This is a genomic window from Alteromonas sp. G4i13, from assembly GCF_054960505.1.
Genome location: NZ_JBHNYX010000045.1, coordinates 1 through 18,479, shown reverse-complemented (window position 1 = coordinate 18,479; position 18,479 = coordinate 1). Strand labels below are relative to the sequence as shown.

Sequence of the window (18,479 nt, the reverse complement as noted above, 5' to 3'; positions counted from 1 at the left end):
AGTTACTCCTGCTTTTGCTAACGCGTTGGCGTTGCTTGTATAATTTACGCGAAGGTTGCAGCTTCTGCGGCTATCACCCATTCTTCATTTGTAGGCACAACATAAACTGCCGTTGATGCGGTATCAGCGGTAATCTTTCCACCTTGACCAAATCGCGCGTCGGTATTTCTTTGCTCATCTAAGCTAATTCCAAAGTGGGCGAAATACCCCATAGTTGTCTCACGAATAAGCGATGAGTTCTCCCCTATTCCGCCTGTAAATACAATAGCGTCTAACGTGGGCACGGCTACCATATAACCCGCGATGTATTTAGCTAAGCGATAGCAAAAAATTTCAATGGCCAATAATGCACCTTCGTGACCTTCAAGCGCCGCATCTTCAAGGGTTCGACAGTCGTTACTCAGCTCTGAGATACCAAGTAATCCAGACTGTTTGTTAAGTAAATCACTTATCTCATCTGCGGTTTTGCCAAGCTTCTTCTGCAACGTTCCCGGTAGACTCGGATCTAAGTCGCCACAGCGAGTGCCCATAACTAAGCCTTCAAGAGGAATAAAGCCAAGGCTTGTGTCTACCGCCACACCTTTTTCTATAGCCGACACACTGCAGCCATTGCCTAGGTGGGCACTGATTATGCTGGTATCTGAAACCGGCTTCTCAAGAATTTTTGCCATGCTATCAAGTATGAACTTGTGACTGGTTCCATGGAATCCGTAGCGTCTTATGCCGTGCTCGCGATAAAGCGACATGGGTAAAGCATAAATAAAGGCTTTTTGGGGTAAGGTTTGAAAGAAAGAAGTATCAAATACGACTACGTGAGGCAGGTCAGGGTAAGCCTCTTGCGCCGTGACGATCCCCTTTAGGTTCGCCATATTATGAAGCGGAGCCATGCTTGCATAATCTTCAATTGCTTTTAGTACGCTATCATCGACAAGTGCAGCCTGCTTAAACTTTTCACCACCATGAACAACACGATGCCCTATTGCGATAGGCTTAACGCCCGTACTAGCGATAACTTCTGAAATTGCGCTTAACGCTTCGGTATGGCCAGCTTTTTCAGGTAGTGCGCGTTTTTCTTTTTTGCCGTTTAACTTGTAAGACAAACTAGCATCACTATTACCTAGTGCTTCAGCAATACCAGACAGTCCAGCCTCTCCAGTGTCAGCGTCAATTATCGCGAACTTTACGGACGAACTGCCGCAATTTAAAACTATAACTTCTTTCTTCATTTTTTAAATTTACAAATAAAAGTGGTAAGACATTTTGCTTAACCAAATTGTAGCATTTATAAACAACCGGATTGGTTAAACAATTGCTAAATGTTTTATAAAAAACATCGCATACACTTATTGTATGTGAGGTTTTTTCTCAATATTTATTGAAAAGCACGCGATTCATTTCATGCCGTAAAAAAAGAAACAAATAAAACCAATAAATACATACACTTAAAATTAAATCCAAGTTTTTTGGAAAAAATATGCATTTTCTTTCTTGAAAAGTATTTGGGCCATTCCTATATATGTTTTGTCGGCGCTGAAAGGTCAGGTCGACAAAACCGCCGCCGCAGAGTCGGGGCATTTAAACTTTTAACATATTGCTTAATTTTGAGGATATGACTATGCGTACTATCGATCTATCTCCACTTTACCGTTCATTCATTGGTTCTGATCACCTAGCGTCATTAATTGATGCAGCATCTCGTGCTGAGAAGCAAAGTACCTACCCGCCGTATAACATAGAGTTACTTGGCGATGACAAGTATCGTGTAACCATGGCCATTGCCGGCTTTAGTAAAGACGACGTTTCTATTCAGGTTGAAGAAAACACGTTGACGATTACGGGCACGAAGAAAACGGAAGCGGACGATAAAGAAAGCAAAGAGCGTAAGTTCTTACACAAGGGCATTTCAGAGCGTAACTTTGAGCGTAAATTCCAACTTGGCGACCATGTAAAAGTGCTTGCTGCAGATATGGAAAACGGTCTGTTACACATCGATATGGAGCGAGTCATTCCTGAAGCCAAGAAGCCTCGTCAAATAGAGATTGGTTCTCGTTTAATTGAAAATTAATAGTTAGTTTCTTGGTTTGTTTCCCAACTTTTAGCGGCGCCTTTCGGCGCCGTTTTTTTTGGGCTTAAAAAAATCGCTTTTCGTTGCCACTTACCCGTTACTCACGCGTTGTCGATTTCAATGGCGTAATCAGCTTTACCCGATTCACCAGACTTAAAGTTACCTCGAAGGTTTTTTCCCGTCAGTTCACCTGTAGCAGACCCTTCGATTGATATAAATTCGCTGCTTGCAACTCCATTCTCAAACTTACCGGCATGCTGAAAAGTAACCGTGCCGCGCATACCGTTTACTACGCCAACGAAGGTTTCAAACCCGGTAAATTTGGCAGACATCTCAGATTGATAAGACATCAAAAACTCGACATTAGATTCGCCACTCATTTCACCAGAATACACCTGCTTAATACTAGCGTGAGATACCTTAATTCCCTCTGATCTTTCACTAAGTGTGTCTTCGTCCCATTGAGTAATGGAAAAACTTCCTTTGAACGCCATAAATATCTCTTTATAAATGGTTTTTAGTTATAAACTGTAAACCCTAGCTTCTCAGAAAGAAAAAAACAGTCAGCAAATTGTAACAGGGTGTTTAGATAATCCCCTTAAGCATGGCTAACCCCACTGCGTTACAGGTGCTTGCGTCCTTGATTTCACCACGTTTTATTTTCTCCTTTAACTCATTTAAGGAGAGTGAAACAACGCGCAAGTCTTCTTCCTCAATATCGAGTTTTTGTGCGCCTTGGGTGAGGCCTTTAGCTACATAAATGTGATAACCCTGATTACAAAAACCGTATGCTAAATATTGAAAACCCACATATTCCATTGAATCTGCAGTTAAGCCAGTCTCTTCTTTAAGTTCACCTTTCGCCAATTCAACAGGGTCGACATCAGGGTTACTTTCCCATGCACCTTGAGGCAACTCAAGCTGGCGCTCTTTTATGGTATAGCGATATTGCTCAACCATGTAAACCGTATCGCCTTCTATCGGCAAAATAATAGCGAAGTCAGGCTTTTCCACCACGCCGTAAATGCCTTCGTTTCCACTGCTGCGTTGTATTTTGTCTTCTCTTACGCGAAGCCATTTGTTTTCGTACACAACTTTTGTATCTAGTGTTTTAATATCAGCCATGCCTCACTCCTCACTCACTGTCTTTTTCGTTTCGAAGAAAACCTGCACTTTCTTCCGTCTCTTTAAGTGTTAGGCGATCGTCAGGGTTTTTATTAAACGCTCGGGTTTGTTGATTAACTTGATGAATGGTACTTGCATTGGCTAAGTCTGATTCATTAGTGATTGAAGCGATGGTCTCTCTACCGCGTAAGAATGCTTTAATTTCGTCGACGATTTCCTTCAATTCTCCGTCGTTTTTGTTCATTCCCATTACAAAGCGCGGGGCTTCCAGATTGTTCATACCGCTAGTGGCGAATATAGAAGTGTTAATTCGGCTAGTAATGATCCACGGTGTGATACTGCTTCTAACTACGACATTTTCAGACCGTGTAGAATCGTGAATTGCCATACCTGTTGAAACTCTAGACTCGGTATACGTGCCTTCGGTTTTCATGTACATAAGCAAAGAGTTAAAGTTCAGCTCGCCCCAAAACATGTGAGACGCGTTATTTAAAATACTTCCTGCCGCTCTGAAAGTAAGCCAAGCGAATATCAGCATGAGCAAATTATTGACCATAGAAAAAGCATTGTTCAACAGTGCGCTGTTATCTACACCGATATTGATAACCAGATGTAGTAGCTCAGCAAGCTGTACGCCAGATGAGTAAAACAATACCGCGGCAACAACGACGGCAACTTGCGCAATGGCGCTCAGCGCTACTTTAGCCCCTCTGGGTAATGCCAACCCCTCACTGAGGGTTGGCTGAGTTTCTATCAGTAATTCCCCTTCGAAACTACCCTTCCCTTCAGCCTGCTCTTTAAGCTTAGGAACAAAGTCTGCGTATATTCTGTTTGGGACTTCCTTGTAACGACGGTTGGCAAGCACGATGTTTTCTATATTGATAAAAATCTCATTGGGATGAACAGACTCTTGCATGTTTGCTCGAAATTCGCTGACTTCAGTTTGTGGTGTCACTAAATCCATGCGCTTTTTAAGTAATGGAAATACGAGACCTATCACCACGCCGATACTGATGAAAAGGTATACAAAGTTCAGCCAAGCGCTAAAAAAAGCGTGTTCTTCAGACCAGGTTTTAAGTTCATTGATATTACTTCCCACCACACCATCGAGAAACACACCCGCACCAAGAGGAACGACAAGTGCTAATCCAATGATTACACCAATTGACAACCCTCCCGCTTTAGCAAGTTGCGAGTTTCCTTCGTTATGGATGCCCTTTGCCGTAGAGGTCCAGTTGGCAACAAAATAGATAAGCAATACCAAAGAAAGAACAGGCATAACGACAATTTTTGCGACTTCACCTGCAAAGCCATTACTTACTAGAAAATAGACGATGGCGTACGTAACTAAGCCCACGATAAGTGTCGCCCCCATGGCTAAAATTTCTTGGGCAAGATGGCGTAGCGGGTAAGGTAAGAAAACAAGCTTAGGAAAAACGCTGTGAACTAGCCGAGCGAGCCAGCCTTTTGGCTCCTCAAAGGTAGTATTTCGTCTTCCCATAAGCATAGAGTGCAGTGACTCTTTTGAGTAAAGCAGGGATTTTTGCTCTGCCTGAGCAGCATCTTGTTCAGATTTTGAGAAGTTGTAGGCCAGTGAAGTGGGAACCGTTCTACCTACAAAAAAGCGCATAAGTTGAAGGATACCAACCGCCGTATGGCGTATTCCCGACACTACTAAAACAAAACCAACCGCTAGCAAGGTATAGCCTTTCACCTTGTTGGCTTCAAATATTGCCGGTACTGTGAAAACAACGTAAACCGCTAACAATAGCGTTAAGACACCACCCAGTGTTCTAAGCGCTCCTTCTGTCTTAAATGGGTTCTTTATCCCTAGCGTCTGAGAACCAAAATCATAAGCCATGATGCATCCTTTCGAAAACAAAAGGAAAAATCATACTTAGTGTAAGTAGATTGAGCAATGATTTTAAGTAGAGCGCCCGCCAGTCAGAGACTACAATTTTTTAAGCTCGGGCTATTAACCGTTCTTAATCTACGTTAAACCCCGCAATAGTGCGTTGCAGTAACTGGTTGTTGCGCTGCATTTCATCAGACAGCTCAGGCAATTGTTGTGCAATGTGAAGTTCGTGTCGCGCGGCTTCCTCAACCGCTACTACATCTTTAGCTACCACTTCCGTGGTCACTGACTGTTGCTCGGCCGCAGACGACATATTATTCGCCATAAGCTCGAGCTCGCACGCTGCTTCAATTGCTGCATTAAGTGCGAGAAGATTAGTTTGGTCGGAAAGAGTATTGATAGTTTCCAGTATATTTCCTATTTCGCTGACTTTCATTTCCATTTGAGCGGCATTAGATTGAACATTTCGAATATCATCTGAAAGCACTACCATGCTCTTTCGTATATTGTCGTTGGCTAAGAGCGAATGGTCAGCTAAACGATCTAGGCTTTGACTCGCATTAAGCGTTGCCAACGAAGAACTGGCAATCTCACGGCTTGTTACCGCCACCTCTTCAACCGCCGATGCAATATTAGTGGTGAGTTGCTGAGTACTCCCAGCGTCACTTAGCATTTCAGCGCACGCCGTTTCTAAATTGTTTGATAATCGAGAGCTTGTGCTTATCGACTGGCCCAACCCCCGAATAAGGTCACGTAAAGCTAAGATGGTTGTGTTAACAGTACGAGATGCATCACTTCTTTCGAAGCAACGGATTAATGAAAAGGTGATAAAACCGATACATCTACAACTGGTTCCAGAGCTAAGTATAGGCCTCTTTGTAAAAGCGGTGGATTTTTATACTAAAAATCGCATATATTTTGGGATAGGAAAACGCAAAAGTGAGCTAACGGGACAGTGTCATCACTTAATTTTATACTTAAAGTACGAGCGCAGCAGGAACAGGGCTAACCGTTGAGTTCAATCAATGCTTACTAAACAACAATACACAGGCAAGAAAATTAAAAAACGCTTTGGCTTAACAGATTACAAATCCATGATCGGATTCAGAAGTTTTGTGACGGAAAATATAGCCAGCAGAAGGACTCTGCTGGCTTGCGTAGTTAGATATATTCTACTTCGATGATTTCAACTTCAACTGCGCCGGCTGGCGTTTGAATCGTTACCATGTCATCAAGCTCTTTGCCTATTAGACCACGAGCGATAGGTGAATTAACCGAAATCAAGTTGTTCTTAATATCAGCTTCGTCATCACCAACAATACGGTAGGTGGTTTCTTCATCGGTATCGACGTTTAGAATGGTTACGGTAGTACCGAAAATAACCTTACCCGTATTTTCCATTTTGGTAACGTCGATAATCTGTGCATTTGATAGCTTGCCTTCAATATCTTGAATGCGGCCTTCACAGAAGCTTTGCTGCTCACGGGCCGCGTGATACTCAGCATTTTCTTTTAAGTCACCATGTTCACGTGCTTCGGCAATAGACTCGATAATACGTGGGCGTGTTTTGGTTTTTAGCTCATTTAATTCGTCACGCAGCATTTGAGCGCCGCGCGCTGTCATTGGATACTGACTCATGAATACCGTCTCACTTAGCTAGTAATTTAAACAGAAAAGTGCGCCGCGAAGGCGCACTTTTTATTCGTTCACACAAATGTAATATTGCTAGGATACCTCGTATCCTAGCGTATGTCATTAGTGTTTGAGTCTAGCGTGTAGTTCTTGAACTGACGCCACTTTATTGCGGTCATCAGCAGACTTAGCACGGATAGTTGCGAACGCTGCGTTCATTGTCGTGGTGTAGGTTACCTTGTTTAGCAAGGCTTCACGACGAATGTACACTGAGTCGGTGATGGCTTGACGACCTTCTGTTGTATTAATCAAATACGCGTATTCGCCATTTTTGATTGCATCAACAATATTAGGGCGGCCTTCAGACATCTTATTAACCACAGTACTCATGATGCCTGCATCATAAAGCTCGGTAGCTGTACCGCGGGTAGCTTCAATGCTGAAGCCCGCTTCAACCAACGCTTTTGCCAGAGCAATCATACGAGGCTTGTCGGTATCACGTACTGAAATAAGCGCTTTACCTTGCTTAGGTAGTGGCGCACCCGCACCTAAGTTAGCTTTAGCATAGGCTTCTTCGAAGGTATCGCCAACGCCCATTACTTCACCCGTTGAGCGCATCTCTGGGCCTAGCAGTGGGTCAACACCTTGGAACTTAGCAAATGGAAGCACCACTTCTTTCACAGAGTAGAAAGGTGGAATCACTTCTTCTGTTACGCCCTGCTCGGCTAGGCTCACGCCAGCCATTACACGTGCTGCAACTTTAGCAAGAGGTACACCCGTTGCCTTAGAAACGAATGGAACGGTACGTGCTGCACGAGGGTTAACCTCGATTAGGTATACTTCACCATCTTTAATCGCAAACTGTGTGTTCATCAGACCGACTACGCCAAGTTCAAGCGCCATGGCTTTAACTTGTTCGCGCATGACATCTTGAATCTCTTTTGAAAGCGAGTGTGGAGGTAATGAACACGCAGAGTCACCAGAGTGAACACCCGCTTGTTCAATGTGTTCCATGATGCCGCCAATCACTACGTCTTTACCGTCGCAAATAGCGTCGATATCAACTTCAATAGCATCATCCAAGAAACGGTCTAGCAATACTGGCGCGTCGTTGGACACTTTAACCGCTTCATTAAGGTAACGCTTAAGATCTTTGAGGTCATACACGATTTCCATCGCACGACCACCTAGCACGTAGCTTGGACGAACCACTAGCGGGAAGCCAATCTCTTCAGCCATAGTTAGCGCTTGCTCAACGTTAGTTACCGTGGCATTCGCAGGCTGCTTGAGGTTAAGCTTGTTCACCATTTGCTGGAAGCGCTCACGGTCTTCGGCACGGTCAATCGCTTCTGGTGAGGTACCGATAACCGGTACACCCGCCGCCTCTAGTGCACGGGCAAGTTTAAGTGGCGTTTGACCACCATACTGCACGATAACGCCTTTAGGCTGCTCTTTAGCAACGATTTCAAGTACATCTTCCAACGTCACTGGCTCGAAGTACAGACGGTCTGATGTGTCGTAATCGGTAGATACTGTCTCAGGGTTACAGTTAACCATAATGGTCTCGTAACCGTCTTCACGCATTGAAAGCGCCGCGTGAACACAGCAGTAGTCGAACTCAATACCTTGACCAATTCGGTTTGGACCGCCGCCCAAAACCATGATCTTGTCTTTGTCGGTTGGCGCTGCTTCACACTCTTCGTCATACGTTGAGTACATGTAAGCTGTACTGGTAGAGAATTCTGCTGCACAAGTATCTACACGCTTGTAGACAGGAGAAACACCAAAGTCACGACGAGTTTCACGAATATCGCTTTCTGCCACTTTGGTTAGCTCGGCAAGACGCGCATCAGAGAAGCCTTTACGCTTAAGTGCGCGCATAAAGTCAGCATCAATACCCGGTAAACCAAGCTCTGCTACTTTAGCTTCAAGAAGAATAAGATCTTCAAGCTGTACAAGGTACCAGCGGTCGATATTAGTAAGGTTAAATACCTCTTCAACCGTCATGCCCATACGGAATGCATCACCAATGTACCAAATACGCTCTGCACCAGGTTGACGAAGTTCGTAAACCACTTTATTACGTGACTCAGGGTCTTCAAGGTCAACCATTGGGTTAAGGCCTGTCGCACCTACTTCAAGACCGCGAAGGGCTTTTTGCAGTGATTCTTGCTGGTTACGGCCAATGGCCATCACTTCACCTACCGACTTCATTTGAGTAGTCAGTCGGTCGTTAGCACCGGCAAACTTCTCAAAGTTAAAGCGTGGGATCTTAGTCACTACGTAGTCGATAGACGGCTCGAAAGATGCTGGCGTTAGGCCACCTGTAATGTCGTTTGCTAATTCATCTAGCGTATAACCTACCGCAAGTTTCGCTGCTACTTTCGCAATTGGGAAACCTGTTGCTTTCGAAGCAAGCGCTGATGAACGCGATACGCGAGGATTCATTTCGATGATTACTACACGACCAGTTTTCGGATCTACACCGAACTGTACGTTTGAACCACCGGTTTCAACACCAATCTCGCGCAGTACAGCCATCGCTGCATTACGCATTAGCTGGAATTCTTTGTCAGTCAGGGTTTGTGCTGGAGCAACTGTGATTGAGTCGCCGGTATGCACGCCCATAGGGTCGAAGTTTTCGATAGTACATACAATAATGCAGTTATCTGCTTTATCGCGTACTACTTCCATTTCGTACTCTTTCCAACCTAGCAACGATTCATCGATAAGCAGCTCGTTGGTAGGAGAAAGGTCTAAGCCACGGTGACAAATTTCATTAAATTCATCAATGTTGTACGCGATACCGCCGCCGGTTCCACCCATGGTGAAAGACGGACGAATGATACAAGGGAAGCCGATGCGGCTTAGTACATCGTGCGCTTCATCCATGCTGTGCGCGATTTCCGCACGTGGACATTCAAGGCCGATGTTTTTCATTGCTTTGTCAAAGCGCTCGCGGTTTTCTGCTTTATCGATTGCATCTGCCGTTGCACCGATGAGCTCACAACCGAACTCTTCAAGTACGCCGTGCTTGTCTAGCTCTAGCGCACAGTTAAGCGCAGTTTGTCCACCCATTGTAGGTAAGATGGCATCTGGACGTTCTTTTTCAATGATCTTGCGAACTACTTCCCAGTGAATAGGCTCGATATAAGTCGCATCTGCCATTTCTGGGTCGGTCATAATGGTTGCTGGGTTAGAGTTAACCAAAATAACACGGTAGCCTTCTTCTCGAAGGGCTTTACACGCTTGCGCGCCTGAATAATCGAATTCACAAGCCTGGCCGATAACAATAGGGCCAGCACCAATGATAAGAATACTTTGTATGTCGGTACGTTTTGGCATAGCGGGCTAATTCCTACTGCTTGTGTTGTTCAATAAGTTCGATGAAGTGGTCGAATAACGGTGCCGCTTCATGAGGACCTGGGCTGGCTTCAGGGTGACCCTGGAAGCTGAACGCAGGCTTGTCGGTGCGGTGAATACCCTGCAGCGACTTGTCGAACAACGAAATGTGAGTTACTTCTAGGTTATCTGGCAAGCTAGACTCATCAACTGCAAAACCGTGGTTTTGGCTAGTGATCATAACTACATTGCGCTTAAGGTCTTTAACCGGGTGGTTTGCACCGTGGTGACCAAACTTCATCTTCACTGTCTTCGCACCACTTGCGATAGCAAGTAGCTGGTGACCAAGACAAATACCAAATACAGGCGTACCGGTTTCGACGATAGTTTTGATTGCGGTTACTGCGTAGTCACATGGCTCTGGGTCGCCTGGGCCATTTGACAAAAATACACCATCAGGATTCATGGCTAGTACGTCTTCAGCAGGCGTTTGCGCTGGTACTAGCGTAACTTTACAACCGCGGTCAGCTAGCATGCGAAGAATATTATTTTTAACACCGTAGTCAAAAGCAACAACGTGATATTTGAACTCGCTTGGTGTTACATAACCTTTACCAAGTTCCCAACTGCCTTCTGTCCATGTTTTTGGCTCAGTAATACTTACTACTTTTGCCAAATCCATGCCTTTAAGGCCGGGGAAAGCTTTTGCTTGCGCTAGTGCGCTAGACTCGTCTAATTCATCAGAGCAAATAATGCAGCCGTTTTGTGCACCTTTGTCTCGCAAGATACGCGTTAAGCGACGTGTATCAATGTCGGCAATACCCACAACGCCTTTCGCTTTAAGGTATTCAGACAAAGTTTGCTGTTGACGAAAGTTACTAGCAACAAGAGGTAGGTCACGGATGATTAGACCTTTCGACCAGATTTTATCTGCTTCGACGTCTTCTTCGTTAGTGCCGGTGTTGCCAATGTGTGGATAAGTAAGGGTGATGAGTTGTTCAGCGTAGGATGGGTCGGTGAGAATTTCTTGATAGCCGGTCATGGAAGTATTAAAAACGACTTCCCCAACGGCGGAGCCTGTAGCGCCTATCGCCGTACCTTTAAAAACAGAACCATCCTCTAACACCAAAAGGGCAGAATTAGCCAAGTCAACCTCCAGATTAAGGATAACTATGTGTTTGTGCAGTTTTCTGCACAAACCCCACAAAAAACGGGAGTTATTGATAACAATACATCCCGTTTTACGATCTTTGCAGCTAATAAAACCGCACTCTTCAGCCATTTTGGCGGCCTCAGAATACGAAATTCTGGCAAATTCCGGCGAGTATACATCACTGACCGAAAATGGCAAATTTATTTGTAATAATTTACTAAAATGCCGCTTATACCACCATTTTTGCGCAGAACCACCGAAAGTACGGCTTATTGCTCATTTAAAGTGCAACTTTAGTTTAACACTTTGATAACGCCCTCAAGCTCGCCTGCTAATTTAGCTACAGCATGCTGGCATAAAAACGCCTATAGCTTTAAATCCAGTACATCAACCATGGAGTATAGACCAGGTTCTTTTCCATACAACCACTTTGCTGCATGCACTGCACCTTTCGCAAAAGTAAGTCGACTTGATGCCTTGTGCGTAATCTCCAGGCGCTCACCAATATCTGCAAATAAGGCTGTGTGTTCACCGACAATGTCTCCGGCTCGAATTGTTGCGAAGCCAATAGTACCTTGGTCGCGTTCAGGCTCTTTTCCTTCTCTGCCGTATACAGCGCAGGTTTTTAAATCACGGCCCAATTCGTCAGCAATGGCTTCACCAATGGCCATGGCTGTACCAGAAGGCGCGTCTTGTTTAAATCTGTGATGTGCTTCTGTTATTTCGATGTCAGCCGTTTCACCCAGCACACTTGCAGCTTGTCGAACTAGGGAAAGCATTAAATTTACGCCCACACTGTAATTAGCCGCAAATACGATAGGTATATGCTTTGCTGCTTCGTCGAGTGCCGCTAACTGTGAATCGTTTAATCCAGTAGTTCCAATAACAACAGGCATTTTATTTTTAACGCACCACGTAAGATTACTTTCAATAACCGAAGGCAGGGTGAAATCGATCATTACATCTGCATCATTACCACTTAAATCTGATAGCGCAGTACAATCAACGTCTTTTTTGCCAATGCCCGCAAGTTCGCCCACATTTAGTCCAACCCAAGGTGAATCATCGCGTACCGTTGCCACGCTAAGTTGTGCATCGTCACTTAAATCTAGCGCTTCAACTAAAACCCGTCCCATACGCCCGTTGGCGCCAAATAATCCTACTTTCATTTTTTCGTTTTACACTTTTATAAACCTTCAACTGTGAGGCATTTTGCCAAATGCCGTCACTATTGCAATGTGAGATTCATATTAAATAGGCATAACAAGGAATCGGTAAGATTTAACCACTACCAATCTGCATAGTTCTTTGCCAAAACTTCAGGCTCGGATGTAAAAAAAATTCAGTACACGATGCTTAGGACATGTTGAGCTTTACTGCGCATTTTTAATGCAAAGATCACCATGTCCTAATTGCAACACTAAGACAAACAGAGGTTTTCTGCCGTTGGGCCTACTTGTTTTATAGAGTAAGTTAAGCGACGCTATGGCAATTAACAGATGACCGAGTACTTATTCGTCACCGCTGAACGGCAAGTGTGGATAAGTCAGAATACAACCCAACTAAATTTACTATGCAAAAAACTCTTATATGGGATATTCCCACCCGGCTTTTTCACTGGCTTATTGTAGCGAGCCTTTTAGCGCAATATGCAACAGTTGAATGGCTTGAAAACAAAGTGCAATGGCACTTTTACATTGGGTACTTCACCTTATTCCTTATCGTTTTCCGCATAATCTGGGGATTTGTTGGTACGCAACACGCGAAGTTCAGTAGCTTTATTACTGGTCCCAGAAAGGTTTTCAATTATATAAAAACCTTATTTAATAGGCAGTCCGAACCCGCTATTGGCCACAACCCTTTAGGCGGATGGTTTGTCGTCGTTATGCTAGTGTTGCTTACCATACAAGCGGTATCGGGATTGTTCATGACCGATGATATTTTCTTAGACGGTCCCTATCGCCAGTTAGCCGGAGAAGAAACACTAGCGCTAATGAACACTCTGCATCACCTTGCCTTTGATGTGTTACTTTACGTTATCGCACTTCATATAGGCGCGGTAATATTTTACAGCGTGTATAAGAAGCAAAAATTGGTTCCTGCCATGGTGCATGGCAATAAGGAGTCAGCAACAGCAGGTATTACTGACTCGCGAATTCTACGTGCTTTTGTTGTGGCGCTCATCGCCGCAGCAGCTGTATATGTGGCTATTGAAGTATACCCGCCAGCTCCACAGGCAGATGAATATTACTACTAGCTAAACAGCCGTGGGCTTGTTGACCAAGCCCTTCTCTCGCATGAGCGTCTCAATCTCACTTACGCTTGACGGATCATCGATGGTTGAGGGTACGGCAACAGATTCATTGGCTGCAATTTGACGCAGCAGTTTGCGGAGTATTTTACCTGACCGGGTTTTGGGTAAACGATTGACGACGATGGCTCGCTTAAAGCACGCCACCGGCCCGATTTTATCTCGAACCCGTTGAACCAAATCTTGCTCAAGTGCCTGTTCATCAACGGTAACGCCGTCTTTTAGCAGTACCAATCCAACTGGCAATTGCCCTTTCAGTGCATCATGGATGCCTATTACACTACATTCAGCAATGGCAGGATGTCCTGCAAGCACTTCTTCCATTTCACCGGTAGATAACCGGTGCCCGGCAACGTTTATGACATCGTCGGTGCGACCCATAATAAATACGTAGCCATCTTCATCTACGTACCCGTTATCTCCGGTGCTGTAATACCCTTCAAATTCTCGTAAATAGCCATCAACAAACCGTTGATGGTCTTGCCAAATCGTTGTCAAACAACCTGGGGGAAGCGGTAACTTGATAGCAATAGCGCCTTTTTCACCGGTTACTTGCTGTTCATCAGCACCTTGCAATACCTTTACGTTAAACCCAGGCGTAGGCACGCTTGATGAACCGGGTTTCGTGGCCAATGGTTCAAGCCCCATCGGGTTTGAACAAATTGGCCAGCCAGTTTCGGTTTGCCACCAATGGTCGATAACAGGAACAACTACTTTCTCGCTCGCCCAGAAATATGTTGGCGGATCTAGTCGTTCACCCGCCATAAATAAGGTACGCAAACTCGACGTATTGTATTTAGATAAAAACTCAGCATCAGGGTCCGCTTTTCGTATCGCTCTAAATGCTGTTGGAGCTGCAAAAAGCACATTCACTTTGTGAGACTCTATCATACGCCAAAATGCACCGGCATCAGGAGTGCCAATGGGCTTTCCTTCGTACAGTACCGTCGTTGCGCCTTTTATGAGCGGGCCATAGACAATATATGAATGACCGACCACCCAACCAACATCCGATGCAGCCCAAAAAATATCGTCCTCACTAATACCGTAAATCGCGCCCATTGAATAATGAAGAGCAACCGCGTGCCCGCCATTATCTCGAACGACCCCCTTGGGTTTACCGGTTGTACCTGAAGTATAAAGAACATAAAGCGGGTCAGTTGCATCGACGGCAACAGGAGAAGCTGGCACGCTAGCTTCAACCAGAGAGAGCCAATCGTGATCAGTTGCTTCATTTAACTCAGCAATTAGCTGAGCGCGTTGATACAACACGCATGCCTGTGGTTTGTGCTCTGCTAATGATATTGCTTCATCAACAAGAGGCTTGTACGGTAGAACTTTATTGCCTTCAATGCCACATGACGCAGTAACAATAACTATCGGTTTTGCGTCATCTATTCGTACTGCAAGCTCATTTGCGGCAAAGCCGCCAAACACCACAGAGTGCACAGCTCCCAAACGAGCGCAAGCAAGCATCGCGATCACTGCTTGCGGGATCATGGGCATGTAGATAATCACGCGGTCACCTTTCGTCACACCCAAGCGAGATAAGCCGCCTGCGAACTCGGCAACACGGTTTAATAGCTCTTTGTAAGTAAAGTGCTGAGTGGTTTGTGTAACAGGTGAGTCATAAATAAGCGCGGCTTTATCGCCACGACCATTTTTTACGTGATGATCGAGCGCTAAATAGCTGGTGTTAAGCTGCCCTCCCCTAAACCAGTCGAAGTAACCATTATCGGTAGGTTGGCATCCTTTTTGAGGAGGTTGAAACCACGCTAGCTTTTGTGCTTGGTCTAACCAAAACTCATCGGGGTGCTGGGTCGAGGCAGTATATTCATCTTTATAAGTCATAACCATGTCCTGAGTAGGGTTTATCTTCACCCTACGATAGTTACATGACATCTACTAATAAGACTTCAGGCGTAGATCGACTAACAAATTGATTTACATAAAGTTAAACTTTATTTCCCTATTTGATAACAAGAGGTATCGAAGCGGTTGTTTCAACGCATACTTGAATAAGCCCTCGACTGCGTAAGGTTAACTACCTTCTTTATATTGCTTCTCACTAATTTTACTTTTCCAATCATCTACACTCATGGGTTTATCTAAATAATATCCCTGAAATGCTCCGCAACCACATGCCTTAGCTTGATCTAATTGACCCGTTGTCTCTATTCCCTCAGCTACGGTATTTATGTGTAACGCTTTGGCCATGTTGCAAATACTTGTAACCAATAATGTTTTTTGCTGCGAGCCTTCCATCGCTTCGACAAATACCCTGTCCACTTTCAGTTCGGTAATTGGCAAGTCTTGAAGATAATTTAAATTTGAGTCACCAAGACCAAAATCGTCGATAGATAAACTAAACCCTTGTTCCGCTAATTCTCTAACGCGACGTTGAATAACGCTCACGCCTCTTATCAATGCACCTTCAGTGAGCTCTAGAGTTAAATTTTTGTGTGACACGCGCCACTTATTTACTATTGCGACAAACTTACTCACAAAATCAGCTCGCGCTAAGTGCATTGCACTGATATTGACAGACAACTTAGTGTTAATGTTCTCTGACTGGCATTCACTAAGTAACCTGCAAGCTTCGTTGCACACCCACAGCCCGAGTTCAGCAATAAAATCATTCTCTTCGGCAATAGGAATGAATTCAGAAGGGCTTACTGTACCCATATGAGGATGCTTCCACCTTAACAACACCTCTGAGCTTATAACGCTCTTCGTTGCATCATATTGAGGTTGAAGCTCAATATATAACTCGTTGTTAGAAATAGCCCTGCTCAGAGAGTGTTTAATGTAATTGTATCGCTCGATATCACTTGCATTAACATGAAAATACTCGTGCTCCGACTTAAAAGTAGAAGTATTTTTTACCTCTCTTAAAGGTTTTCTCGACAATAGTTCTTTTATCTTTTTAAACGAAAAATGCTTTGTTGGAACCGTGCAACTTATGGTTTGCGTTTCAATATTTAAGAGGCTGTTGTGCAGGGTTATTGGCGCTAGCACGTGATCGTGGATAAGAATAGCGCAATCGTGTGCAGCATTTAGAGACTGTGCTTCTTCACTAAAATATTGATGAAGATGAATATAAAAAGCGCCTCTCTCACATTTGAAGATACTGGCTGAATTGCGCTTGTTAATTTCGAATATGCGAATGAAGCGACTGGCCAAAATTCTCAGAATATAGTCTATCGTTGGCTCCCCAAACGCATTTTCGTATTCTTTTATGTTACAGATAGCAACGCGCATAAACGTGGCAAATGGTTTAGATGACTTGTCGTCATGAGCTTTATCGCCAAGGTATCGCTCAAATTGGTGTAAGTTCGGAAGACCTGTCACCGTATCGATTAAAGCGAGTTGTTTGTAATGCTCAATTTCGTGGTTTTGATTAGTGATATCGCGCACTGAGGCGATAATTAATTGTTGATTATGCACAGAGCATTTCGACAAATTAACTTCACAGGCAATACGTTTACCATTTTTATGGCGAAGACATTCGTTTACCGAGCCATTTTCGCTACACCATGCTAAACCCGCTGGTAAGTTTATGAAACAAGAAGGCGCATCGGTATTTTGCACCTTGGTTGATATTAATTTTATATCTTGCCCAATCAGCTCTTCGGGCTCAAAGCCTAATACGGAATAAACGCGTTCATTTGCAGTTAAAATAGTGCCATGTTCATCTATGCTTAACACCACGCTATCCACATTATTCAATAAACTGGTCAGATAATCTGTGTAGTTATGTTGTGAATCCGATAGACGCTGTATTTCCGTTTCATCCTGCACTGCGCCATAAAGCCGGGTTAATTTAATTCCGCTAGTATTTCCTCGCTGAACCTGTAAGAAGACGGTTAGTTTTATACTTTTTCTGCGACCTTGCTTGTCGTGAAATTCAAAGTGCTTTACGAACTCTCTATCTTCTTTAAGCGCTTTAAAAACGCGCTGCTTTAAGTCTCTTCTATCACTCGAGGTAAGCATATCGAGCACTTCATTAAGGCCGACGCTTTTTACACGAGGTAAGCCTAATAAGGCTTTCATCACCTCAGTCAGAGAAAGTACGCCTGTGAATCTGTCAATCTCCCACGCGCCCACTTTAGAAATTGAACTCACCTCTTCTAACAAGGCAAGCTGTTCGGATAACTTGTCTGAATAGGGATGACGCGCCAGCTCATATTGGTAACTAAGCTCTACTTTTTGGCGCGTAATATCTATCAATGTATGTTGTAGAGGGCTCAATACACTGTGGCGTACAAAAGTGAGAACAACACCCATTACTTCATTTTGCATATCTCGCACGGTAGCAACTACTACATAGCTATCAGCATAATGTTCGAGTGAAGGGGGAAAGATAAAATCTTTGCAAGGTATTGGAGCGCTCAAAGGTGTAAGCGGGAGCATGAGCAATACATGTGAAGGAAAAACAACACTCTCGGCTTCTAATGATAGGTGGTTTACGTCGCAAGATAATACCGTTGCTCTTCCATTGCTAGGGTTTACCGAGGCAAGTAATATACACAGAGCCTCTGTTTTCGTTCGACTTTCATTGAGCAACACAGAAATGTTTTGCTGTGTTGTGCGCATGGTTGACAACATGCGTTCACTGCGTAAATCCATCTAAGCAAACCTTTTGATATCTCTTCGAATTCAGCACAAACGATAGCAGCACGACAATAAAAGGATGAAAAGTTGTGTCGTGGTTTTAAGCGCTTTACAAGTTTTGCTGTTTCAGTTGTCTACGAGCTGTTTTATATTTTTTAAAAGCAGGACCTGCGAAGATTGGGTACCTAAACGCGTACCTTCAGTCGAAGAAAATTATCGCCAAGCCTGAGTGTTTAACATAGCCAAGAATTGTACAAATTTCCAGCAAAAACCGTTGAAACGTTTCGAACCCGTGGAAAGTTCTTATTATTACGAATTAACTATTTGAAATCCGGGATAGTACTTGCGAGCTCTTTTATCTGAACAGGATCTAACACTACTG

13 protein-coding genes are annotated in these 18,479 nt (G+C 44.1%); 2 read left to right on the top strand and 11 right to left on the bottom strand.

What is annotated here, in order from left to right; genetic code table 11:
• Positions 1-44: 44 nt before the first annotated feature.
• Positions 45-1,226: an acetate kinase gene (locus ACFI6J_RS17820; protein ID WP_014948987.1), complete on the bottom strand. Its 1,182-nt coding sequence runs from the start codon at positions 1,224-1,226 to the stop codon at positions 45-47.
• A gap of 389 nt (positions 1,227-1,615) precedes the next feature.
• On the opposite strand from ACFI6J_RS17820, the gene ACFI6J_RS17815 reads away from it, so the two are divergent.
• A complete protein-coding gene (locus tag ACFI6J_RS17815; protein ID WP_014976128.1) occupies positions 1,616-2,065 on the top strand; it encodes an Hsp20 family protein in 450 nt (149 codons plus the stop codon).
• Between the two features lie 101 nt (positions 2,066-2,166).
• On the opposite strand, the gene ACFI6J_RS17810 is transcribed toward ACFI6J_RS17815, so the two are convergent.
• From ACFI6J_RS17810 to dapB, 8 genes are all read right to left on the bottom strand, one after another.
• The gene (locus ACFI6J_RS17810; RefSeq protein WP_039225621.1) at positions 2,167-2,559 is read right to left on the bottom strand and encodes a DUF3224 domain-containing protein; all 393 of its coding nucleotides are present in this window, start codon (positions 2,557-2,559) and stop codon (positions 2,167-2,169) included.
• A 91-nt stretch (positions 2,560-2,650) separates the two neighbouring features.
• Positions 2,651-3,190 (bottom strand): NUDIX domain-containing protein, encoded by a 540-nt coding sequence (locus ACFI6J_RS17805; protein ID WP_014948985.1) that lies wholly within the window; start codon positions 3,188-3,190, stop codon positions 2,651-2,653.
• A gap of 10 nt (positions 3,191-3,200) precedes the next feature.
• The gene (locus ACFI6J_RS17800) at positions 3,201-5,051 is read right to left on the bottom strand and encodes a hypothetical protein (protein WP_039225620.1); all 1,851 of its coding nucleotides are present in this window, start codon (positions 5,049-5,051) and stop codon (positions 3,201-3,203) included.
• 124 nt (positions 5,052-5,175) lie between these two features.
• Positions 5,176-5,718 (bottom strand): methyl-accepting chemotaxis protein, encoded by a 543-nt coding sequence (locus ACFI6J_RS17795; protein WP_462586301.1) that lies wholly within the window; start codon positions 5,716-5,718, stop codon positions 5,176-5,178.
• 488 nt (positions 5,719-6,206) lie between these two features.
• On the bottom strand, positions 6,207-6,683 hold the full coding sequence (greA, locus tag ACFI6J_RS17790; RefSeq protein ID WP_014948981.1) for a transcription elongation factor GreA: 477 nt from the start codon (positions 6,681-6,683) through the stop codon (positions 6,207-6,209).
• Positions 6,684-6,800: 117 nt separating this feature from the next.
• Positions 6,801-10,022 (bottom strand): carbamoyl-phosphate synthase large subunit, encoded by a 3,222-nt coding sequence (gene carB, locus ACFI6J_RS17785; RefSeq protein WP_039230311.1) that lies wholly within the window; start codon positions 10,020-10,022, stop codon positions 6,801-6,803.
• Positions 10,023-10,035: 13 nt separating this feature from the next.
• A complete protein-coding gene (gene carA / locus ACFI6J_RS17780) occupies positions 10,036-11,166 on the bottom strand; it encodes a glutamine-hydrolyzing carbamoyl-phosphate synthase small subunit (RefSeq protein WP_014948979.1) in 1,131 nt (376 codons plus the stop codon).
• 371 nt (positions 11,167-11,537) lie between these two features.
• Positions 11,538-12,341, bottom strand: a complete 804-nt coding sequence (dapB, locus tag ACFI6J_RS17775; RefSeq protein WP_014976121.1) for a 4-hydroxy-tetrahydrodipicolinate reductase — start codon at positions 12,339-12,341, stop codon at positions 11,538-11,540.
• 404 nt (positions 12,342-12,745) lie between these two features.
• Between dapB and ACFI6J_RS17770 the strand changes: the two genes are divergently transcribed.
• A complete protein-coding gene (locus ACFI6J_RS17770; protein ID WP_044583832.1) occupies positions 12,746-13,429 on the top strand; it encodes a cytochrome b/b6 domain-containing protein in 684 nt (227 codons plus the stop codon).
• Here the strand turns inward: ACFI6J_RS17770 and ACFI6J_RS17765 are convergent, their stop codons facing one another.
• A complete protein-coding gene (locus tag ACFI6J_RS17765) occupies positions 13,430-15,334 on the bottom strand; it encodes a propionyl-CoA synthetase (protein ID WP_462586300.1) in 1,905 nt (634 codons plus the stop codon).
• A 189-nt stretch (positions 15,335-15,523) separates the two neighbouring features.
• The gene (locus ACFI6J_RS17760) at positions 15,524-18,112 is read right to left on the bottom strand and encodes a bifunctional diguanylate cyclase/phosphodiesterase (protein ID WP_014978867.1); all 2,589 of its coding nucleotides are present in this window, start codon (positions 18,110-18,112) and stop codon (positions 15,524-15,526) included.
• Positions 18,113-18,479: the final 367 nt, after the last annotated feature.